The organism is Gabonibacter massiliensis, from assembly GCA_001487125.1.
Classification (GTDB): Bacteria; Bacteroidota; Bacteroidia; order Bacteroidales; family Marinifilaceae; genus Gabonibacter; species Gabonibacter massiliensis.
Map to the genome: position 1 here is coordinate 1,514,674 of LN913013.1, position 23,850 is coordinate 1,538,523.

Genomic DNA, 23,850 nt, shown 5'->3' on the forward strand with positions numbered 1-23,850 from the left:
TCTGGTTTTTGTCCCGAACGGCTTTTCCGTTATTTTGCCTCAACCATTGCAAGAGCGGCTTTCAGAGCAAGATCAAATTTAGGATAAATTTGTTCTTCCCCTATCTGCCGTCCGATACCGTTTTTAAGTAAATCTTTTCTTACCTGCTCATTTACCCCGGACAATATAATCCGTGTTCCCTCTTTCGTCAGTTGAGATATCGTTTCCGTTAAATTTTTCAATGCAGTCGTATCCACGAAAGGCACATGCCTCATCCGGATAATCAATACCTGATAACGGACTCCCATCATCCGGATCGTCTCACAATAAGTCTTGGCCGAACCGAAAAAGAACGGGCCGCTAATCTCGTATATCCCTACACCGGAAGGAATATCTTTATAATTCTCCAAAACATCCTGATCCATATTTCCCGTTCCGGTAATATCCCTCGGGGCATTATCAGCCATACGCTTCATAAACAACAAGGCCGCTAAAACCACACCGATCTCGATGGCAACGGTCAGATCGACCAAAACAGTTAAAAAGAAGGTTACCAAAAGTATGACTATATCGAAATAGGAGGCTTTCAATACGGAACGGAAAGACCGCCACTCACTCATATTATAAGAAACGACAATTAATATTCCCGCCAAACAAGACATCGGAATCAAAGAGGCCCACTTTCCGAAAAAAAGCATGATCAATAGTAAAACCACTGCATGTATCATCCCCGCCACCGGAGTCCGTCCCCCGTTTTTCACATTGGTAGCCGTACGGGCAATAGCACCCGTGGCCGGGATGCCCCCGAACAGAGGAGCCACGATATTGGCCGCCCCTTGGGCGATCAATTCCGTATTGGATCGGTGATGTCCCCCGATCATACCGTCGGCCACCACGGCCGAAAGCAACGATTCAATAGCTCCCAAAATAGCGATCGTAAAAGCCGGTTGCACGTAATGAGCCAAATTAGCGAAATCCAATGAAGGAATCGTCGGGGCAAAGTTACAAGAAATCTCGCCATACAAGGTTCCGATTGTCGTCACCGGAAGAGAAAAAATGACGACCACAGGTGTAACGAGCAGTATAGCCACAAAAGAACCCGGAATTTTAGTAGTCAATTTCGGCATGTATACCGCTATTAAAACGGTCACGACCGTTATGATGACAGCATACCAGTTGATCGTATGTATATGATCGATATAACAGGCCCATTTCCCGACAAAACCGCTCGGAACATCCGTTAATGTAAGTCCCAAAGCATTGGATATCTGGGTCGAAAAAATAACCACCGCAATACCGGAAGTAAAACCGACAATCAACGGATGAGGTATAAATTTAAGCAGCGTCCCCAGCCGCAACATCCCGAACCCGATCATAATGATTCCGGCCAACATGGTGGCAATAATCATCCCGTCCATACCGTAATCATTCACGATGCCGTAAACGATCACGATGAATGCACCCGTCGGTCCCCCGATTTGTACCCGGCTACCACCCAAGAACGAAATAATAAATCCAGCGATAATGGCAGTCATCACCCCCTTTTCCGGAGAAACACCGGAAGCCACGGCAAAAGCGATGGCTAACGGCAAAGCCACAATCCCGACAACAATACCCGCTAAAACATCTTTCGACAAGTTCTTTTTGACAGAACCATCTTTAATCAATCCGAATAATTTCGGATCAAACACTTTTTCCATATCAAATACCCTTTAATAAAAACGCACAAAGGTAAAAAAATAAATACATTTGAAGGTATTTGAAATAAAGAATCATAAAAATCCGAAGAGAAGCCTTTTACAGCTTCTCTTCGGGATCTTCGGTATAATGTAACAAATAAATCTTCTAAGTTATTATAAATTAAAAACTTTCTGAAACAACTCCTTAAACTGAGCTTTCGACATCGCACCGCTCGCCACTTGAGGTTGAGCATCCACCGGAACGAACATCAACGTCGGAATACTGCGAATATTAAAAGCAGCGGCCAATTCATTCTCAATATCACTATCTACCTTATAAAAATCTATCTTATCCTTGTACTCCTCCTGCAATTCGTCCAATATCGGGGCTATAGCCTTACAAGGTCCGCACCAGGTTGCGTAAAAATCAACCAAAACAGGGTGCTTTCCTTTAAACTCATACGCTTCTTTATTTTGATAATCAAACACTTTTTGTTTAAAACTATCCTTTGTCAAATGCTCTATCATATCCCTCTGTTTTTAAATACATGATCTATTCTCTACAAATGATACGTTTCCCTGCCAAAATTGTTACCTTTATTTTATTTTTGCCTTCTAAAAACACTCTTTAAAACAAACGTTATGAAAATCTTGGGAAATATTATTTGGATCGTTTTCGGCGGATTGGTTATCGCGTTGGAATATTTTACCTCAAGCGTAATACTTTTTATCACCATCATCGGAATTCCTTTCGGGCTGCAAACCCTTAAATTAGGCGTATTGGCCCTCTGGCCATTCGGTAGTCAAGTTATAGACATTCCCCATAGTAACGGATGCCTGTCCCTTCTCATGAATATCATTTGGTTTTTCATCGGCGGCATATGGATATGCCTTTCACATCTTTGTTGGGGCATTGTTTTTTGTTTAACGATTATCGGTATACCTTTCGGGTTACAACATTTCAAATTGGCCGGATTAGCACTTTCCCCCTTCGGTCACGAAATTATAAACAAGTAAAAAAGGGATTGCCCTACAAGCAATCCCTCCATAAAAACAAAGCCCATTTTGATACATCCCAAAGGCTTCTTTCTATTTTATTCCTTTCAAAGCTTCCAAAGTTTTCAATGTTGCCGGATCAGAAGGACGAGTCATATCGAGATTCAATATTTTCCCCTCCTTATCCAACAGGATAAAACGAGGGATCGTCCGTACCCGATAAGCATTCATAAAAGCCCGGTCGCCACCTGTATGCAACTGAATACCGCCTAACTTCTGATCTTTCACCATCTTTTCCCAATCCGCTTTATTCTGATCGCATGAGATACTCACGAAAACAATATTCTTATCATGCATCTTTTTCTCCAACTCTTTCAAATGCGGCAACTCCTGTCGGCAAGGCGGACACCAAGTAGCCCAAATATCAATGTAAACATACTTGCCCTTCAAATCACTCAAAGAAACCTCTTTTCCATTGATATCATAGTATTTGAACACGGGAGAGACATCTCCTGCCTTCAACTCTTTTTTCTCTTGAGCCCCGACCGTAGTGAAAAACAAACATGCACATAAACATGCCAATAAATATCTCAATGCCATACTTTTCTATTTTAGCGTTTTAAAATGATAGTCAAATTTAAATCATTTACGGCAAAAACCGATCACATTCAACGGATTTAAGATAGATTTAATACTTCCGTTTCTCGTTGAAGTTCTCTTACTGGTTGATATAGATGAGCTTCCCCGTATCATAGCCGCGATTCACCGCCTTCGTCAACAATTTTTTAAGCTTATTATCAGGCAATTTCGGGGTCCGACTCAAAATCCATAAATACTTGTCGGAAGAGCTTCCGATCAAAACAGAGGAGTACTCCTCGTCTAACTCCAAAATAAAATAATCGGAATAAAAAAACCAGAAAAAAGAGACTTTTAACTTTCCGGGTTCATCCGGATCCGGCATCTTGGCCTTTCCCCGGGCTTCATGCAACCGTCCGTCCTTATAACCGCTGTTTATAACCTCGATTTTTCCATCGTCACATAAAGAATAAACCGCCGTCACCCGATCCAATCCCCGTTCGAAACGATGATCAAAACGGGCTATTTCATACCACTTACCCATGTAACGAGTCAATTCCAGCTCTTTTACCACATGCGTATCCACTTTAGGGTATTTTCCATTGTTTTCTACACGATATGTCATAATCCGCGTTATTTAATATGTACGAATTATAACGCAAGATGCCATCCCTTGGTTACCGAACTATTTTTTATCAATCACTATTTTACAAAATTCATCCAAACGAAGAGTTCCGCTGAACGCATTACCCTCAGCGTCTTTAAAACCGGACAACACCCCGGTTTTACCTTTTAGCACTATGGACTCCACCTGTTTTTGGGTTATTTTTTTCCCTTGAATCTCCATCGGTATCAGGAAATCACAGGATTTTTTATAGAGAGAACATCCCCAAGCTGTACGTCCCTTAATAATCTCACCACTACCGCATTTGGGACATTTCAAAACAAGTGGGATCTGTTCCTTTACGGGCTTCCCGGCCACTTTCTCTTCTTCTGTCTCCACGGCAATCGCTTTCCGGCGAGCGCACTTCACCTCATGGATAACCTCGTTGACCATCACCTTTAACTCCTCCATGAAATCCGTAACACGATAAGATCCCTCTTCGATCATCCGAAGTTTCTTCTCCCATTGTCCGGTCAATTCGGCGGATTTCAACAGTCCGTTCTGGATCGTATCGATCAGTTCGATTCCCGTAAGCGTAGCTACCAACCGCTTTTTATCTTTCCGGATATAACGGCGTTTCAACAAGGTTTCTATAATACCGGCCCGGGTTGAAGGGCGTCCTATTCCGTTTTCCTTCATCAAATCTCTCAGCTCCTCGTCTTCGACCTGTTTCCCCGCTGTCTCCATAGCCCGCAACAAATCCGCTTCGGTAAAGTATTTCGGCGGTTGCGTCTCTTTTTCCTGTAGTTCCGGATGATGGACTCCCCGTTCCCCCACTTCATATGCAGGCAAAACATTTTCATCACTCTGCTTATTGGAAGCTGTCGGAAAAAGCACTCTCCAAGCGGGAACCACAATCTGTTTGCCCGTGGCCTTAAACTCATGCTCTCCCACAACTGCCATCACCGTTGTATTGGCCACCTCACAATCCGGATAAAAAACGGCAATAAAACGACGGGCAACCAGATCAAATACCCGTTTCTCATCGGGAGTCATATCGTAACTGAATACGCCGGTAGGGATAATAGCATGGTGATCCGTGATCTTTTTATCATTAAAGACTTTCCCCGATTTTCGAATCCTCCCTCCGCTTAATATCGGTTGTATCACTGACTCGTAAGGCTTCAGTCCCATCAATATAGCGGGCACTTTAGGATAGATATCGTTAGGTAAAAAATTGGTGTCCACGCGAGGGTAAGTCGTTAATTTTTTCTCGTAAAGCGATTGAATGATTTTTAACGTGGCATCCGCGGAGAATGCGAATTTACGATTACACTCCACCTGCAATAAGGTGAGATCGAACAATTTCGGCGGATGCTCCATTGCTTTTTTCCGTTCCACGCTCGCAATTTCCAACTCCAACGGCTCTATCTCCTTCAAAAAAGCCTCAGCTTGGGATTTATCCGTAAACCGTCCTTTCGTGTTGGCGAACCATCCCCCTCTGTAATCCGTACGTACCTCCCAGTAGGTTTCGGGTTTAAACCGCTCAATCGCCTTCTGGCGCTCCACGATCAAAGCCAAGGTAGGAGTCTGGACCCGGCCGATCGAGAAAACCCCTTTACCGTCTCCATATTTTAACGTGTAGGCCCGGGTCGCGTTCATTCCCAACAACCAGTCTCCGATCGCTCTTGCCGATCCGGCAGCATATAACGTATCGAAATCGGCAGCATCCATTAATTTCTCAAACCCTTCCCGAATGGCCTCTTCCGTTAAAGAAGAGATCCACAACCGTTTCATCGGAACCCCGCATTTGGCTTTCGTCAATACCCAACGTTGAATCAACTCTCCCTCCTGCCCGGCATCCCCGCAATTAATGACCATTTCGGCCTTCCCCACCAACTCTTCAATAACGGCAAATTGTTTCTTGATACCCTCGTCCTCTATCAACTTAATCCGAAACGTCGAAGGGATCATCGGCAAATAAGTCATATTCCACTGCTTCCATTTGTCCGTGTACTCATGCGGTTCCTGCAAAGAACAAAGGTGTCCGAACGTCCAAGTCACACAATAGTCATTCCCTTCGAAATAACCGTTTCGACGTACTTTCGCTCCCAACACGGTAGCAATCTCCTTTGCGACACTGGGTTTTTCCGCTATACAAAGCTTCATGAAATAGGATTAAACATTAAAAACTCACCTGTACCCGTCCCTGAATCATGTTAAAAGTCTGCTTACCGTCAATCCGGGCATACTTATCCAAACTAACCAGACTATAACTCATTTTAGCCGCAATATATTTATTGAAATAATAGATAGCTCCCAAAGAAAGATCGTTTTGTTTCCCCCCCATAATCCCTGCTTTTCGATCATTCAAATTAGTCACATTATATCGACAAAGTACCTCCAGGCTTTTTGTTCCCGGACTCTTCGCCATTCCTGTCATCTTGCTGTAACCGTATTTTCCGCTCAACAAAGCGTATCCCATCTGCACGTACCAACCGTCACCGTTATAATTCGAAACGGCATGCCTCCGGTTCACATGCCCGAGCATATATTCGCTTTGCATATAAAATTTATCGTATACCAGAATAATCTCGGCTCCCAATTTCCATTGATTGATGGCCTCCGTTACCTCCGCCTTCAAGAACTTTTCCGAAAGCAACTCGGAAGGAGCTCCGGCAGCATAAGTAATCGTATTTTTTTCCGCCTCCCCATGCGTGCTGAAACGGGAAGAGAGCCCGATGTGAACGGCATTATCTCCATTTACATAAGGACGATACAGATACCGGCCGGCTATCGTATACCCCTCATCTCCTTTCTCCTTATTATCCACATCCTTATCGCTAAAGATGCCAGTCCACAAATTTAAAGCGTCTACATTATAGATATAACTGATCCCCAATTTACGACGATCTCCAAATGCTTTTCCGGTAACAGACGCCCCGTTAAATTTCATATCCGATGTCCCGATGCGGTAATCCAACCCAAAAGCTTCGTAATAATGTCCGATCCGGATCGCGTGGCGTTTTTGCTGATATTCGATATAAACATCCTTCAAAGAAACTTCACTATTAGCAAATCCTATCTCGATTTTTCCATACCAATGATCCAAAAAACGCATGGTGGTCCCTAAACGTACATCATAAACCTCGACGGCATTTCCCAACGGAGTCTTATCACTAAAAAATACGCCCCCGTCAAACAAAGCCCGGCCGATCAACCGACACTCGAACTCCCCTTTCTCAGACTTCAACACTAACTGAGCCGAAGTAATATGCACGAATAAAATAAGAAAAAGTAACGAAAAAAGAACTCTCATAAATTTAACATTTTCAAATAAATACTATATTTCCCATTCAAAAAGGCAAAAATACAAAAAAAATCCATTATCCCCTGTCGATAAAATAACACGATCAAAATCAGATCGGGATTTGTTTTACAACACGTTACAGTTCGATATCATACGACATTCACAAAGATTAGTTACCCACCTACTTACGGCCCTCTTTTTTGAGTCTTTCTGTTTTTATCCTATCTTTGCTTAATATATAAACTTTCGGCCATGGAAAACGAGACCATAGAGCACACGATAAAAGCGTTAGAAAAAAATCATTTCGAAGTCTATTTTGCCCGAACGACAACCGAGGCTCAAGAGATTTTCTTCACCGAGATTTTCGAACGCCTCCAGCCTACCGCAATCTCCTGGGGCGATTCCGAAACGATGAAGGCTACCGGAGTATTGAATGCCTTGGAAAACCATCCCGAATGCGTATTGATCCGAACCTTTCAAGAGGGATATAGTAGAACCCAAAAAACATACTGGAGACGACAAGCCTTACAGGCCGATTTGTTTCTTACCGGAACAAATGCCTTAACCAAGCAGGGCCAACTCGTCAATGTGGACATGGTCGGGAACCGGGTTGCAGGCATCACGTTCGGTCCCAAAAACGTCGTTTTATTCATCGGCGTAAACAAAATCACCGAAAATCTGGAAAAAGCGATGGAACGCATCCGTACCGTCGCCGCCCCCCGGAACGCAATACGTCATCCCCATTTGCACACGCCATGTCAAACAACCGCCTCCTGCATGAACTGCCAAAGCAGCGATCGCCTTTGCAACACCTGGACTATCACCGAAAAGTCTTTTCCGCCCAAACGAATTAAAATCATCCTGATCAATGAATCTTTAGGTTTATAAAACATGCATACATATCTATTCGAATTAGAAATGAAAGTACGTGACTACGAGTGCGATATTCAAGGAGTAGTCAACAATGCCAATTATCAGCATTATTTAGAACACGCCAGGCATGAATTTTTGGAATCCACCGGTAAAAGTTTCTCCGATCTTCACGCTCAAGGGATAGATGCCATGGTCTCAAGAGTGGATATCTCCTACAAACACTCTCTCAAAGGAAGCGACCGCTTTTCGGTAAAGATCGCCTTAAAACGGGAAGGAATCAAACTGCTCTTTTTTGAAGACATCTATAAAATTCCTGATAACCAACTTTGTGCAAAAGGATGTGTCGAAGTCATATGCTTACAAAACGGGAAACTAACCCGAGGAGAACCATTCGACACGCTTTTCAGCAAAGAATTAGAGAGATCGGAAAAATAATTTTTCGATAAAAAATTCTTCATTTCTTTTGACAAATTAAAATTATAAATTAAATTTGCACCGCAATTCGATACACGGGCGCTTAGCTCAGTTGGTTCAGAGCATCTGGTTTACACCCAGAGGGTCGGGGGTTCGACTCCCTCAGCGCCCACAAAAAGAGGTTCAAAAAGGACCTCTTTTTTATTCTCCAAAAATTTACCCGTAACATTCAGGGATTCCGACGAAGGAATAAAAAAATTCTGTGATTCAATGATTCCGTGAGTAAGAGATTAAAAAAAATGACAATTGTATATTGTAAATTAGAAAAATGGGTACTACAATTTAAAATTATCCAGTGATCGGGTGATTGTCTCGTACTGAAATAACGTTAACCTTATTTTATTATTATCACTCGACTAAAAGTAAAGTTATGATTATCAAACGAGAGTATTCAAAATCTTTTCGAGTTTCTGTCTTAAAGTAAGATTCTATACATACTAAACAATAAACAGTATACGAATAATGCAGCATCTGCATATACTAATCTCCACAAAAATTCAATACATCTTTTAGATAAGAAAGGCGATATACCTATCACACACATCCCTATAAATAGTATAACTCCTCTATATGGGACACCCTTCGAGTATTCTAACAAATAACAAATCATTAGAATCAACATGATCAGTAACCCGATTATAAAAAATATTTTGCCGATTTGCCTCATAATTTTCTTATTACAAAACCATACGTTACTCATTCATCCGCAAATAGGAAAGACAAGACAAACCGATTCTATTTAAACGCTGAAAGAAATGACACGCATATCCTTACAACAAGCATCCGAAAGCACGTCAACACTCACGGTCTTCAGACCACCGCGTCCAGATTAAAGAGTAAACGGGGACGAAAATTGATTAATTTTTAACCGATTTAAAACATCCAAAGACACGAGCCTTTCATTATCATTCCGTTATTCCTTATCTCCCGATAGGTTCACGACTACCTGACTTTAACCCATTTCACGGCATCCGCGTACAGGTATTGATATTGATCGACCCCTTTCCCGGAGAGGATAACCTTTGCCTTCCCCGCGGGGAATCGATACCTCCCGAGCGATACCCAGCCGTCTTCCGCACGCAACGGAGCGATAGACACCTTTTTGTCACCGCCCGCATGGACAAACCGGTATCTTTGTACCGGTTCTCTCTCTTTTTTCCCGCGACTGTAAAAAGACATCGTGTTTCTTCTATCGGCAAAAAGCTTGTTGTTGTACACGAACAACTCGTACCTCCCGGCTTCAGGCAGGTCCACCTCCCACTCCACGTCGGAATCTCCTTGCCCGGACTTTTTTATTAAATAACTTTTGGAAAGTTCTCCATACGCATCTTGTCCGAACGTCCAACGCCAACGGGTATTTTTATAACTCTTTCGCCGGCGAAACTTCTGCATCGCCCGGCTATCCTCGAGCACCCGGCAACCCGGGTCATCGTTATCCACGATATACACCCCAGGATCGGGTGCAAAAGCGAGGGTATCCGCGTCAAAAACTCCGTCTATCGGTTCTTTCATCGAACCTTTTTCAGCAAAAGATTCGAAATCATAAAGCGAGGGGACATTTTGGGACTCGTTCGTCTCTACCATGATTATCCAACGATCACTCGGGCCCTCGAAATACACCTTGATCTCCTTGCAAGCTCCCTCCGGGATAAGGTAATGGCGTCCTTCCTCGACATACCTGCGTCTGATCGAGAGAATGCCATCACGGTTTCCTTTATTCCATGCTTTAACACTGAACACGTACCCCACCTTTCCACCCGGGACTTCCACGTCATCCACCCGGGCATCCCTGAAATAGAAAGCGGGCAAACCACGCTCGCGATACAGTTTCCGGGTCAAGTTTAGAAGGGAGACGCCGAATCGCTTCTCCAACTCCCGACAATACTCCTCGTAGCTAAAACTCTGGAACAGATGGTCCCGGATAAATCCCGTGTTAAAACGGGCGAACTCACCCGCGGGAACAACGCGTAACACCTGCTTTAAGAAATTACTTCCTTTTTCAAACAGTACACGTCCCACTCCTATTTCAGTACCCCGGGCGCGCAACGCGTCTTCAAGACTCCGGTTTAAAAGGAACCTAGCCGACTTAGTACGGCCATCACCTCCAAAATTGTAAAAATTAGTGACGAATCCCTCTTGCATGTAGTGAAACAAGAGATTGATTCCCGCGAACTCGGGAGAGTACACGTTGTAATGATATTTTTGCAGCAAATACGAGATATCACTTTCATTTTTGACCTCTTTTTTTCCGCTTCTACCGCTTTTCCCGGTCAACTGATTAAAAAACACGTTTCCCGTTAGAGGGTATCGCAAATCATGAGTTAATTCCATCATATAGCGGCCCAGAAACACACGTATCGGGCTGTTCGTGCCATTCCATTCACTTCCCATTTTAAATGCCCGGGAGAATAACGCCTCTCTCCCCGGGCGAAACACGATTTCCGGTTGTACCAGCTCGCTATTGGTCTTCCAGTCCCGCCCGTAAGCGCAAAAATGAACAGGCGTCTCCACGAGACACAGTTTATCGAAAGCGTACGTTACCTTGTTATCTTTCGACCTGTACCTGCACATGCCTTCCCAGTATTCAATAGCCTCTTCCGCGGTTATTTCTTCAGGAATAAGGTATTCATGTCCCTTGAATAAAAAGAGTTCATACAACACGCCATTCATGTCCGAACTCTTCCGGGTATAATCACCCGCGCAAAGCGTCAGCCCAGGCAAGGCAACCTTGTTCACGAAACGAGTGTCATCTCCTTCCCTCGTTTCCTCTCCCTGGGAGATCACCGCTCTCGAGCGTTCCCCTTTTACCCGTAACGTGAAACGAGTGTAATCCTGACCCGACAGGTAGGGCGAGTCGACGTTGACGGGAGCGATACTCGAGGGATACCACAAGCACTCGGGAGTGAGCAAGGTGTAGTCCGGTTGAAGGTAAAAACAATGTTGCCCCGTGTTGTACATGTAATAGCGACGCGACATGGCGAGAGAATCGATATTCGTTACTTCGGGGTAACAAACAGCCGGGGAGATCGAACCCGTGTACTCGATCTCCACTTGTCGCGTTTTCCCCGCCTCTATCGACAACGGGAGGATCAAAACCTGTCGCTCCCGCCGAAAGGGTAAAACCTCCCCGCCCGAGGTTAATTTCAAGACCTCCAACCCCGGGTTTAAATACAAAACAACGGAATCGAGCTCGTGATCGTTTATATTAAGCAAGTTAAGCCTGCCGGAGGCCGAGTAGGTGTAACCCTCCTGCTTGAATTCAATATCGTGATCGGTAACACGAACCTTGGGAACGGACTCATACTTGGCAAACGTTTCCCGAACCGCCTCCCGCTCCTGATCCCGACGGATGAAATGACCCGCGTAAAAGCCCGATAGGACAACACTCAACGCCAGTAACCACGCTCCAGGGCGGCCGGCGGAGACATTGCTCCTCGAGCCGGAAGGAAGCCGGTGAACGAAAGCGACTCCCAGGATGATTAACCCGCATCCCCAAGCGAAAAAAGAGACCCGTTGTAACAGGTAGACCCCGAGACCAGCGAATCCCGTGACATCGGAAAAAGAGTTGGGCAAGGAGAGGGACAACACGTCAAAAATACCGTGAAAAAACCTGCTGCCGAAGTTGAAAAAGAGATACAACATTCCAAGTAATGAAACACAGGCCAAGGCGGGGTTACGCACCATCCCCTTCACGCTTGTCGCCAATCCCGTGAAGAAAACAAGTAACGGGCAAGTCAACGTGAAAAAATAAAAAACATAAGGATAAAGAGCGAAAGGAGAGTCGCTCGAGAACAAGTGAATTAATATCGCCACCACCCCCAGGAAAAAACTCAGGCAAAGCATTAAAATTAAAAAACCCGCCGTTTTACCGCACGTCAGTTCCATGTTCGAGAACGGGCGTGTCGATAACGCCGCTCCCGCTTCCCCCGAGCGCCCCTCCCGCTGATAACTACCCGCGAAAAAGACAATCACGATAAACAGGAAAGCGTTCACCAGACAAGCGTTCGCGTAAGGGATGGCAGAGGGCAGCGATATGGTAATCCATTCCGGTTCCACTAAACTACTTTGCGTGATCACGTGAAGAAAAGTCACGATCAACAAGACCGATGCCGTGACCATTCTGAAACTCCACTCTCTCGAGATCGCTTTTATCTCGTAAACGGCTATCAAGCCAACATTTCGAAAATTCATATTTGTCATTCGAACAACATGTTTAACATTAAAAACAACAATAGCAACATTGTAATCACCAAACTACAATAATACCACATTGCATACAAATATAATACAATTAAGATGATTTATTGTAATATATTTTACAATTACAAAATAAAGTTTAAATTACAAACAATTTCGCGTTTTATTAACAGGAAAAAGGTAACAACAGATTCAAGAAATCAGACCAAACCCAATGACAGTTGATTACAAACCAAATAATTACATACACAACACGAAGAAAACCACCATCATTCATAAACTAATCCAACATTAACGATATTTCTATCCGACCATATCATTACCGACCGCCACTTCTTTCACCGTAAATTCATATAAATTAATTTACGATAATTGTTACCTTTTACGACAAAAAAACGTAAATAGACATCGGATAACAAATAACAATCATGAAAAGAAATAAGAAAAATTACTGTATTTACATACTTATGCTCCTTATATTCGGAGTATTGATTTACGAAGCATTACTTACCGGAGAAAAATTTACCGGGCAAACCGATACGGAAACAGTCGCAGATTCGGGAGACAATGCTTTCAACATGTTTAAAAATATCATCATCGGCAACCTTCAAGGCCCGTTAACGGTTTTACTCTTTCAGATCATCATCATCCTGTTTTCGGTAAGAATTTTTTCTTACCTGTTTAAATACATAGGCCAACCGGGTGTTATCGGTGAAATCATAGCCGGAATCGTATTAGGCCCATCGGTTTTAGGGTTGTTTTTCCCGGATTTCTTTCACGCCTTATTTCCGGCAGACTCTTTAACAAACTTAGAGTTACTCAGTCAAATCGGATTAATCCTGTTTATGTTTGTCATCGGCATGGACGTTGATTTCAACCTCTTAAAAAACAAAATGAACGAAACCCTCGTGATCAGCCACGCGGGAATCATCGTTCCTTTTTTCTTAGGAATAGCCGCCTCTTTTTGGATATACGAAGAATATGCGGCCCATCAAACGGAATTCCTGCCGTTCGCCCTATTTATAGGAATATCGATGAGTATAACGGCTTTCCCGGTACTGGCCCGTATCATACAGGAACGCAACATGACCAAAACCCCTATCGGGGTATTAGCCATCGCTTCCGCCGCTAATGACGACGTCACAGCTTGGTGCTTACTGGCTATCGTCATAGCGGTCGCCAAGGCGGGAACCTTTCTCAGTGCATTATACACGGTAGGTATAACGATACTATTCATAGCCTTCATGTTCGGCATCGTCCGGCCTTTTTTGCGTAAAGTCGGAGATTCCTACATCAACGCTGAAGTCATCAATAAAACATTCGTGGCTTTTATCTTTTTAATTTTAATCGCTTCTGCCGTTACGACCGAAATCATCGGGATCCATGCTTTGTTCGGTGCTTTCCTTACCGGCGTCGTCATGCCCACCAATCCGGGATTTCGAAAAGTAATGATGGAAAAAGTAGAGGATATCGCCTTGATTTTCTTTTTACCGCTCTTTTTTGCTTTTACCGGTCTTCGTACGGAGATCGGCTTAATCAATACACTCGAATTGTGGATGGTTTGCATTCTATTGATTTTCATCGCCATATTGGGTAAACTGGGCGGTTGCACGATTGCCGCCCGTTTGGTCGGAGAAACATGGAAAGATAGTCTCACCGTCGGTACATTAATGAATACAAGGGGATTAATGGAACTCGTCGCCCTGAATATCGGTTATGAAATGGGAGTCCTCTCCCCGGAAATATTCGTCATTTTAATACTAATGGCTTTGATTACCACGTTTATGACCACTCCGATATTGAAAACGGTCGAAAAAATCTTCCAGACCACTTCTGAGGTCACCACGAATAAATTCAAACTCCTACTCTCTTTCGGGCGCCCCGAAAGCGGTAAACTTCTGCTCTCCGTCGCCGCACACCTATTCGGCAAACAATTAGAAGATACGGAAATCATTGCCGCCCACTACACGATCGGAACAGACGTGAACCCCCGGAAAGCCAAACAATATGCAGAGGAAAGCTTCATTCCTCTCGAACAAGAAGCTTCCCGTTTAAACCTAAATGTCGATAAACGCTATAAAGTTACGGACCATCTGATCCGGGAAATAAGCCAACTGGCCAACAAAGAAAAAGCTCATCTATTACTTATCGGAGCAGGCCCGCAATTTTTGCAACCCGAAACATCACCCCCCGCACAAAATCAGGCATGTACGCTCTCTCAACGTACACTGAAAAACATACGGCAACGCTTTTTTCAATTACCTGGCGGGCTGATGAAAGACAAATTACAAGAGGTGATCAAAAATACGGACAGCCCCGTGGCCATATTCGTCAACAGGGGATATACGCGTATTCGCCGTCTATTTATGCTCCTCCTCGATGAAAAAGACTTTTCACTGCTACCTTACATTCAGAAATTATTCGCGGAAAACGAAACCGTCATCCATCTCTGTTTTTTAACACCCGTCCCACCGTCACCGCATCTGGAAGAGAGCATGGAAAAAACAGTTAAGGCAACGCGACTATTCACCCGGGATCAAGCCCTCGTAAACAATCGCCAAATCAACCAGCCGGACAGCTTACTTATCGTAAGTTATTCCAGCTGTATCGAATTAACGCGTGACCCGTCACTGTTTACCTCGTTACCTTCTTTACTCGTCATGAATCTACCGGAATAAAAGCAATCGAAAATATTTCAAAAGGGGCTTGGACAGTCCCTTAAATCATGTTTCTACAGGTTGAAAATAATAACGTATTCTTCACGGAAGAAACTATTTCGATAAATTCGTTCGTGTTTGTCAGAGTAATACATGAAAATAGGGTCCGTATACCCGATCTTCCTTATTTTATCCTGGGGAAATTTCCTACTTATTTTGAACTATTCTCCATTGTATTTATATTTGTTGATAATAAATGATCGAATATGAAATATATTATAATACTGACCGTATTTTATTACACGATTCCGGCATTCGCCCAAGAGATCACGGAAGAAAACTATTTGCAGGAAGATTCCCTCGTCTGGGAAAAGTACAAAGTCATCGAAACACGAATGTTCCAATTAACGGAAAAATATCCCGAGAAAAGAGACAGCTTACTTACCGTATTGTATGAAAAAGAACTTCCCTCCATCCTACGCGAAAGCCGGAATTTAGCCCTAAAATACGCGGCTGTCCCAAGCGGTTTGAAAAGGTTATTCATGGTAAGATTAGAGATCCCCAAAGATACGCTATCCCGCATTCTTAAATCGCTCTCCCCGGAGATACGGGAATCCTTCTACGGAAAATGCCTGCATCGACATATCATCACGAAACAAATCGAAGAGGGAGATCTCTACTTCGATTTCCAAGGCTCAAAAGAGAACGGAACGGAGTTTCACCTCTCCTCATTAGCAGGCAAACGGATTCTACTTCTCTATGGAGGATTGGGCTGTATGGGAGAAAAAGGACGTACTTATTTGGCCGACCTCTATCAAAAATATTCCGACGACAATTTCGAAATCGTCGTTTTTTGGCCTTGTTCCTCTTTAGAGGAGCTAAAAGAGTACAAAAAACGGTATCCTTTCCCTTATACTTTTGTCTCCGACTTTTTTGAAGACCTGAGTCCGGTGAAAATCACCTACGGGACACAAGCAACTCCCACCTGCTTTTTCATCGATTCGCGAGGTATCGTCAAAATGAGATCCGAAGGCTTCAACCCGATTCTATGCGAACAATTGTTAAAAGAATAAAACAAACGGAACTCTATAACTCCGTTTGTCCTATTATCGCTTCTGTTTTTGTGTTCGTTTATCCATGGCAACACCCATGATAAAAGGCAACCCTTGAGGACGTACGCCACGTGCTATTCTGTTTTAAAGTAAAATAGTAAAGAGAGAGAAAGTATTATTACTGACTATTTATAAATCTCGTAAAATATATTATCCAACTACTCTTCCTTTCTCCAGAGGAATGTCATTCCCCGAGCCTCCTGTACAGAAGGGGTAGTGGCTAAACTCGAGGTCTTCATACCCCTTACTCGTTCTAACCCTGGCCCGCTTTTGATTCTGATTCCGTCTTGATCTTCTTGTGTAATTTCAATTTTTTTTTCCGGACCGGGTTGTCCAACACCATAATAATTTTCAACCCTTACCCTAAAGATATAGCTCTTACCTTCTTCTAAGTTATCAACTCTACAAAGCGTATTTACATACTCAAACCGACCATTCCCCTTGTCTACCATCGGAACAAGAGGTGCGCCAACTTCTCTCCAACGCTCTATACCTACTTCCTGACATTCAACATGATAGATCAGCAAGCGTTCTCCACCATCACGAAGTGGGGGTTCAATAATTAAAGTAACCCTACCCGCGGCGGCAAACGCCATATTCGATACTGATACCAAAATCAACACGATAAAAAATTTACTTGTTTTCATGATTTCATTTTTTTATTTGATCTCTCTCTAACTATTTAGTTCCAAACGATTCGATATTCCCGGCAACACGAGTCCTTTAGCACGACCCCGCCATCCCCTGTTCCCCCGGGGAGTATCTCACGATTACTTGACTTTTACCCATTTCACGGCATCCGCGTACAGGTATTGATGCCGATCGACGCCTTTCCCGCGCAGGGTAACCTTTGCCTTCCCGGCGGGAAAGCGATACGTCCCGAGCGATGCCCAACCGTCTTCCGCGTGCAACAGGTCGAGATCGACCTCTTTCACGCCACCGGCATAAACAAAACGGTATTTTTGTACCGGGTTTCTTTTTTTCTTCCCGCGACTGTAAAAAGATATCGAGTTGTTATCGTCTGCACGAGACTTATTGTTATAAACAAACAACTCGTACGCCCCGGCCTCCGGCAAGTCCACCTCCCACTCGACATCGGAATCTCCTTTCCCGGACTTTTTCTCTAAATAACTTCTGGAAAGTTCCCCGTACGCCTCGTTACTACTCATCCAACTCCAACGTGTATTTTTATAACCCGTTTGCCGGTACAATTTCTGCACGATCCGGCTATTTTCCACAACCCGGCAACCCGGGTCGTCGTTATCCACGATATACACGCCCGGTTCCGGGGCGAAAGCAAAGGTATCGGCGTCAAAAAATCCGTCTACAGGTTCTTTAATCCTACCTTTTTTAGCAAAAGGCTCAAACACACGATACGAGGGATCATTTCGAGACCCGTTCGTCTCGACCAGGATTGTCCAACGATCACTCGGTCCCTCGAAATAAACTTTGATCTCCTTGCAGGCTCCTGCTGGGACAAGGTAATGACGTCCTTCATTGACATACCTGCGTCTTATCGATAGGATACCGCCACAGTTTCCCTTATTCCACGCTTTTATACTGAACACGAATCCTTTCTTTCCTCCCGGGGCTTCCACGTCGTCCACCCGGGCATCCCTGAAATAGTACGCGGGCAAACCTCGCTCGCGATACAATTCACGGGTTAACTCCAAAAGAGATACGCCGAATCGTTTCTCCAACTCTTCGCAATACTCCTCGTAACTAAAGCTCCGGAACAAGTGGCTTTGAATAAACCCCGTGTTAAAACGGGCTAATTTCCCCGGGGAAACGGTACGTAAAATATATTTTAAAAAATTACATCCCTTGTAAAACAGCACACGTTTCACGCCCACTTCATTATCCGGGGTCTGCAATGCGTCTTCCAGGCTCCGGTTTAAAAGATACCGGGCTGCCATTGAATTACCACTCCCTCCCCAACTGACAAAATCCGAGTCAAACCCCTCTTGCATATAGTGAAACAAGAGATTGATCCCGGCAAACTCGGGAGAGTACACGTTGTAATGATACTTTTGCAGCAAATAGGAAATATCACCTTCATTTCTCACGTTGCTTCTCCCGCTTTTCCCGGTTAATTGATTAAAAAACACGTTTCCCGCCGGGACGTATCGCTTATCACCGGTTAATTCCCTCATGTACATGCCCAAAAAACCACGCGACGGGCTAATCGTCCCGTTCCATTCAGTTCCCATTTTAAACGCCCGGGAGAATAACGCCTCCCTTTCCGGACGAAACACGATTTCCGGTTGTACCAGCTCGCTATTGGTTTTCCAATCCCGGCCGTAAGCGCAAAAATGAACAGGCGTCTCCACGAGACACAGTTTATCGAAAGCGTACGTTACCTTGTTATCTTTCGACCTGTACCTGCACATGCCTTCCCAGTAGTCGACAGTCTCTTCCGCGGTTATTTCCCCGGGAACGAGGTATTCATGACCCTTGAATAAAAAGAGTTCATACCAAACACCGTTTATTCGAGCGCTCTTCCGGGTATAATCGCCCGCGCAAAGCGTTAAACCGGGCAAGGCAACCTTGTTCACGAAACGAGTGTCATCTCCTTCCCTCGTTTCCTTTCCCTGGGAGATCACCGCTCTCGAGCGTTCCCCTTTTACCCGTAACGTGAAACGAGTGTAATCCTGACCCGACAGGTAGGGAGAATCGACGTTAACAGGGGGAATACTCGAGGGATACCACAAGCACTCGGGAGTGAGCAAGGTGTAGTCCGGTTGAAGGTAAAAGTAGTTTTGCCCCGTGTTGTACATGTAATAACGGCGGGTCATCGCGAGAGAATCGATATTCGTTACTTCGGGGTAACAAACAGCCGGGGAGATCGAACCCGTGTACTCTATCTCCACTTGTCGCGTTTTCCCCGCCTCTATCGACAACGGGAGGATCAAAACCTGTCGCTCCCGCCGAAAGGGTAAAACCTCCCCGCCCGTGGTTAATTTCACGACCTCCAACCCCGGGTTTAAATACAAAACAACGGAATCTATCTTCTGGTTATGAATATTCTGCAAGTTTAGCTCGCTACACGCCGAGTAGGCGTATCCCTCCTGCTTGAATTCAATATCGTGATCGGTAACACGAACCTTGGGAACGGACTCATACTTGGCAAACGTTTCCCGAACCGCCTCCCGCTCCTGATCCCGACGGATGAAATGACCCGCGTAAAAGCCCGATAGGACAACACCCAACGCCAGTAACCACGCTCCAGGGCGGCCGGCGGAGACATTGCTCCTCGAGCCGGAAGGAAGCCGGTGAACGAAAGCGACTCCCAGGATGATTAACCCGCATCCCCAAGCGAAAAAAGAGGCCCGTTGCAACAGGTAGACCCCGAGACCCGCAAATCCCGTGACGTCCGAGAAAGTGTTGGGCAACGTGATGGCCAGCACGTCGAACACCCCGTGAAAGAGTTCACGGCCAAAATCCAGAAAAAAATACAACAAGCCGAGCAATAAAACGCAAGACAAGGCCATGTTACCCACCATTCCTTTAATACCCGTCGTCAATCCCGTGAAAAAAAAGAGTAACGGGCAAGTCAACGTGAAAAAATAAAAAACATAAGGATAAAGAGCGAAAGGAGAGTCGCTCGAGAACAAGTGAATTAATATCGCCACCACCCCCAGGAAAAAACTCAGGAAAAGCATTAAAATTAAAAAACCCGCTGTTTTACCGCACGTCAGTTCCATGTTCGAGAACGGGCGTGCCGACAGGGCCGCATTAGCTTCCTCCAGGCGACTTTTACGCTGAAAATTACCGGCAAAAAACACGATCTCGATAAACAGGAACGCGTTTACCAGGCAAGCGTTCGTGTAAGGGATAGCCGAGGGTAACGACACGGTAACCCATTCCGGTTCCACCAGGTTACTTTGCGTGATCACGTGAAGAAAAATCACGATCAGCACGACAAGCGCCGTGACCATTTTAAAACTCCACTCTCTCAAGATCGCTTTTATCTCGTAACCGGCAATCAAACTAACATTCCTGGTATTCATATCTATAATCCTGACAAGGTGTTTAACATCAAAACGAATCAATTATCACGACAATATTGTAATCAATATTTTACAATAATATCATTTGATTTACAAATATAGTATAATAATGATGACATATTGCAATATATTTCACAATTATAATATAAAATTCAGTTTACACCTCGATATTGAAGTTTATTGAAAACCACGCGGGAGTCAAAAAAAAACACACAGGACTAAATCACCATATAAGATTATTACCAATCAAACATCTAAAACCAGAACACCGAAAAAGTACACGCACAAATCTATAATCCAATATAGACAAATTACCGTTCGGGACCCAGGCTATCCCGACCTGTTTTTGATCGATCCCTTGCGGATCGTCAAAATGTAAAACCGAAGGTTTTAACCCGATTCCACGCGAACAATCACGAAAAGAATAAACGGAGCTTAAAAGCTCCGTTTAATATCAAGACTTTTGTTTTCGTTTATCCATGGCAAAACTGATGATAAAAGGTATGGCAAAAAAGACCACGGTCCCCGTTATCACCAATCCGGTATAGAAGGCCGGACTTCCGACAGGCAGTTGAGAAGGAGGAAAAAAAGTAACGGCAAAAGAGAAAAGAACGGCCAAAAAGCCGATTCCGGCAATCAGCCACATTCCCAGATTCCCGCCCGGGACCTTATAACTCCTCGGTAAATCGGGTTGGGTATATCTCAATTTGATGCCCGAAGCATACATCATCATGTACATTAACAGATACAATCCGATCGTCAAGGCACTCAACAGGAAAAAGGCCACACTCACGTCATCCATAACCATATACAACGACGATAAGACAGTAACGATACATCCCTGTATAATTAAAATATGAATCTGTATTCCGTTCTTGTTCGTCTTTTGCATAAAATTCGGCAATTGTCCGTCCCGGGCCGTCCACAACAACCCCCGGCTGGGACCGGATATCCAGGACATTACCCCCGCCAATGCTCCGAACGCAACCAACAGTCCCATCACATTCGTCAACCAACCGACGTGATAATGATTGAATAACTCCTGAAACGTCACCAACAAACCGGCCTGCAGATTAATCTGATCGTAAGGTGTTACAACGGCCACGGCCAAAGAACCGAAAGTAAACAAAGCAAAAGAGATCAACGCGGCTAAAAACATAGCGGCAGGAAATTGTTTTTGCGGATTTTTCATCTCCTGTGCATGCACCGCGTGTACCTCCACTCCCGCAAATAAAAGTAAGATCCCGGCTAAAAAAGCGATATCGCTCATCCCTGATATATGAGGAAACAGTCGGGGATGTACGTGCTGTGCGGCATCCACGCTAACAACCTGACTTACCGTGGAGGGTATATGCTCGAAGGATACCGGATTTTTCCCGACAATCCAGATAATGGCCATAACAATAATCACGACACCCGGCAGTACCGTTCCCAACAAGAACCCCTGACTGGTTATCCGGGAAACGATAGAGGTTCCTTTAAGAGTTACCCAAGTTGCAAACCAATACATGATAATGGAAAACAAACCGACAAACATACCGTTTTGCGCCAAATCGGGTCTTCCGATCATATAAGCGATGGAAGCAGCCGCAAAACCTAATACCGTCGGATACCAAACCACATTTTGTATCCATTGCAAAAAAATAGCTGCAAATCCCATCCTTCGGTTAAAGGCTTCCTTTACCCAGGTATAAACTCCTCCGCCTTTATCAGCGAAAGCACTTCCCAACTCCGCTCCCACCAACGCCGCGGGAATAAGGAACAGAAAAGTAGCAAAAAATATATAAAAAAACATCGTCAGCTCTTCTTGAGCCATCATGGGTAATCCCCGCAAACTGATCACCGCGGCAGCCGTCATTAACGCTAATTGCCACGTGGAAATATTCCTTTTCCGTTTTTCCATCATCATAATTTTAAGTTAAATGCTAATTAGACTTCTAATTACAGAGTAATAACGTAACAGCACTTTTTTTTGTTTACCCTCCTCCCGTTAATAAATGCGGCGATCTAAAAAAAAAAGGACCCTCAAAAATTGAAGGTCCCTGTTTTTTAATGGTAAGATAGGATTCTCATACATTATAAAATTTCGTAAACGCCTTAATTACGTAAAAATGATCCATCACCCCTCCGGTCTCCCGTACCGAATGCATTCCCCACATCGGATTACCTATATCAACACCTCTCATCTCCATCTGCGAAAGCAAAATATTGCCCAAGGTAGATCCTCCAGCCATATCCGAATGATTCACAAACTTCTGGCAAGGCACATCTGCCATCTTACAAATCGTTTCGAAAACAGCGGCAGAATCACCATCCGTCACATATTTTTGATTGGCATTAAATTTTATGACAGGACCACCGTTTATCACCGGATGATTCGTCGGGTCATGCTTCTCCACGTAATTCGGATGAAGGGCATGCGCCATATCGGCTGAAATCATAAATGAATTATGAATAGCCCGATAAAGATCTTCCGGAGTACCGCCTAATCCAAAAACGATCCGCTCTATGATCGTTCTCAAAATCGGCGAACCGGCCCCCTGTTTGGTTCCGCTACCCACCTCTTCATTATCGAAAATAGCCAACACCTTGGTTTTCGAACATTTTTCAGAAGCTAAGAATGCTTTCAACCCGGCATGAGCCATTGCCAAATCGTCTAACTTGCCGCAAGAGATAAATTCCTCGTCGATTCCCACCAAACAACCTTTTTGATACTCGTAAAGGGTTAAGTCGAAATCAAGAATCTCTTCTTTATCCACTTTCATCTCTTCAGCTATCAAACCCAACAAATAATTATCTTTTTCAAACGTGTCGTTGATCATTCCCAATACGGGCAACATATCCTTTTGCTTACTCAACGGATTCCCTTGGTCATTCACGGCACGATTAAAATGAATGGCAATATGCGGGATCACCAACACGGGACGCTTAAAGTTCACGAATTGAGTCGCGGGTTTCAACGGATTCAAACTCCGCAGCATAACTCTTCCGGCCATAGATAAAGGACGATCGAACCAGGTATACATGATCGGTCCCCCGTAAACTTCCGTGTTCAACTTCAAATATTTCCCGGCAACAAGCATTTCTGCATTCGGTTTTATTCTGAACGTCGGGGAGTCGCTATGCGCACATACCAACTTAAAACCCTCTTCGGCAATCTCACCGCTACCAATCTCAAAAGCAAAAAGAGAAGAGTGATTCTTCGTTACAAAATATTTTCCACCTTTTTCTATATGCCATGCCTCACCTGAAAACAGTTGCTTGAAGCCGTGATTCAACAACTCTTTTTTAGTATTCGCCACTACATGAAAATTGGTCGGGCTTTCATGTATAAATTCAATTAATTCTTTTGCTACCTGTTTTTCCATTTTATCCTGTTGTTA

Annotated in this window: 15 protein-coding genes, 1 tRNA gene and 1 pseudogene; 6 read left to right on the forward strand and 11 right to left on the reverse strand. The window is 44.2% G+C overall.

Translation table 11 applies throughout. The features are described 5' to 3' along the window. Positions 1 to 29 precede the first annotated feature (29 nt). Together BN3283_RS10750 and trxA are read right to left on the reverse strand one after the other, a co-directional pair. On the reverse strand, positions 30 to 1,679 hold the full coding sequence (locus BN3283_RS10750) for a SulP family inorganic anion transporter (protein ID WP_059026636.1): 1,650 nt from the start codon (positions 1,677 to 1,679) through the stop codon (positions 30 to 32). A 153-nt stretch (positions 1,680 to 1,832) separates the two neighbouring features. Continuing rightward, positions 1,833 to 2,186, reverse strand: a complete 354-nt coding sequence (gene trxA / locus BN3283_RS10755; RefSeq protein WP_059026637.1) for a thioredoxin — start codon at positions 2,184 to 2,186, stop codon at positions 1,833 to 1,835. 114 nt (positions 2,187 to 2,300) lie between these two features. On the opposite strand from trxA, the gene BN3283_RS10760 reads away from it, so the two are divergent. Beyond that, positions 2,301 to 2,675 carry a YccF domain-containing protein gene (locus BN3283_RS10760; RefSeq protein ID WP_041502813.1) on the forward strand — a complete coding sequence of 125 codons (375 nt, stop codon included), beginning with the start codon at positions 2,301 to 2,303 and terminating at the stop codon, positions 2,673 to 2,675. Positions 2,676 to 2,747: 72 nt separating this feature from the next. Here the strand turns inward: BN3283_RS10760 and BN3283_RS10765 are convergent, their stop codons facing one another. The 4 genes and pseudogenes from BN3283_RS10765 to BN3283_RS10780 form a co-directional block, all read right to left on the reverse strand. Further along, positions 2,748 to 3,254 (reverse strand): TlpA family protein disulfide reductase, encoded by a 507-nt coding sequence (locus BN3283_RS10765; RefSeq protein WP_059026638.1) that lies wholly within the window; start codon positions 3,252 to 3,254, stop codon positions 2,748 to 2,750. 118 nt (positions 3,255 to 3,372) lie between these two features. Continuing rightward, positions 3,373 to 3,813 (reverse strand): annotated as a pseudogene (locus BN3283_RS10770) (lipocalin family protein); the annotation flags it as partial. A 102-nt stretch (positions 3,814 to 3,915) separates the two neighbouring features. Next, positions 3,916 to 6,003: a type IA DNA topoisomerase gene (locus BN3283_RS10775; protein ID WP_059026639.1), complete on the reverse strand. Its 2,088-nt coding sequence runs from the start codon at positions 6,001 to 6,003 to the stop codon at positions 3,916 to 3,918. A gap of 16 nt (positions 6,004 to 6,019) precedes the next feature. After that, positions 6,020 to 7,153, reverse strand: a complete 1,134-nt coding sequence (locus BN3283_RS10780; RefSeq protein ID WP_059026640.1) for an OprO/OprP family phosphate-selective porin — start codon at positions 7,151 to 7,153, stop codon at positions 6,020 to 6,022. Positions 7,154 to 7,396: 243 nt separating this feature from the next. Between BN3283_RS10780 and BN3283_RS10785 the strand changes: the two genes are divergently transcribed. The 3 genes from BN3283_RS10785 (at position 7,397) to BN3283_RS10795 (ending at position 8,603) form a co-directional block, all read left to right on the forward strand. Continuing rightward, on the forward strand, positions 7,397 to 8,032 hold the full coding sequence (locus tag BN3283_RS10785) for a lactate utilization protein (protein ID WP_041502809.1): 636 nt from the start codon (positions 7,397 to 7,399) through the stop codon (positions 8,030 to 8,032). Between the two features lie 3 nt (positions 8,033 to 8,035). After that, positions 8,036 to 8,452: an acyl-CoA thioesterase gene (locus BN3283_RS10790; RefSeq protein WP_041502808.1), complete on the forward strand. Its 417-nt coding sequence runs from the start codon at positions 8,036 to 8,038 to the stop codon at positions 8,450 to 8,452. A 76-nt stretch (positions 8,453 to 8,528) separates the two neighbouring features. After that, positions 8,529 to 8,603 (forward strand) — tRNA-Val (locus BN3283_RS10795). Between the two features lie 830 nt (positions 8,604 to 9,433). On the opposite strand, the gene BN3283_RS10800 is transcribed toward BN3283_RS10795, so the two are convergent. Further along, positions 9,434 to 12,691, reverse strand: coding sequence for a golvesin C-terminal-like domain-containing protein (locus BN3283_RS10800; RefSeq protein WP_059026641.1), 3,258 nt, complete (start codon positions 12,689 to 12,691; stop codon positions 9,434 to 9,436). 425 nt (positions 12,692 to 13,116) lie between these two features. Here BN3283_RS10800 and BN3283_RS10805 point away from each other — a divergent pair, with 425 nt between their 5' ends. Together BN3283_RS10805 and BN3283_RS10815 are read left to right on the forward strand one after the other, a co-directional pair. Next, the gene (locus BN3283_RS10805) at positions 13,117 to 15,366 is read left to right on the forward strand and encodes a cation:proton antiporter (protein WP_059026642.1); all 2,250 of its coding nucleotides are present in this window, start codon (positions 13,117 to 13,119) and stop codon (positions 15,364 to 15,366) included. A 245-nt stretch (positions 15,367 to 15,611) separates the two neighbouring features. Then, positions 15,612 to 16,418, forward strand: coding sequence for a peroxiredoxin family protein (locus BN3283_RS10815; RefSeq protein ID WP_052634462.1), 807 nt, complete (start codon positions 15,612 to 15,614; stop codon positions 16,416 to 16,418). A 197-nt stretch (positions 16,419 to 16,615) separates the two neighbouring features. On the opposite strand, the gene BN3283_RS10820 is transcribed toward BN3283_RS10815, so the two are convergent. The 4 genes from BN3283_RS10820 to BN3283_RS10835 all read right to left on the reverse strand — a co-directional run bounded on the left by BN3283_RS10820 (position 16,616) and on the right by BN3283_RS10835 (position 23,835). Continuing rightward, the gene (locus tag BN3283_RS10820) at positions 16,616 to 17,104 is read right to left on the reverse strand and encodes a fibronectin type III domain-containing protein (protein ID WP_041502805.1); all 489 of its coding nucleotides are present in this window, start codon (positions 17,102 to 17,104) and stop codon (positions 16,616 to 16,618) included. Between the two features lie 123 nt (positions 17,105 to 17,227). After that, a complete protein-coding gene (locus BN3283_RS10825) occupies positions 17,228 to 20,467 on the reverse strand; it encodes a golvesin C-terminal-like domain-containing protein (protein ID WP_059026643.1) in 3,240 nt (1,079 codons plus the stop codon). Positions 20,468 to 20,921: 454 nt separating this feature from the next. Next, positions 20,922 to 22,370: an amino acid permease gene (locus tag BN3283_RS10830; RefSeq protein ID WP_059027243.1), complete on the reverse strand. Its 1,449-nt coding sequence runs from the start codon at positions 22,368 to 22,370 to the stop codon at positions 20,922 to 20,924. 166 nt (positions 22,371 to 22,536) lie between these two features. Next, complete coding sequence (locus BN3283_RS10835) at positions 22,537 to 23,835, reverse strand: M18 family aminopeptidase (RefSeq protein WP_059026644.1); 1,299 nt, start codon at positions 23,833 to 23,835, stop codon at positions 22,537 to 22,539. Positions 23,836 to 23,850: the final 15 nt, after the last annotated feature.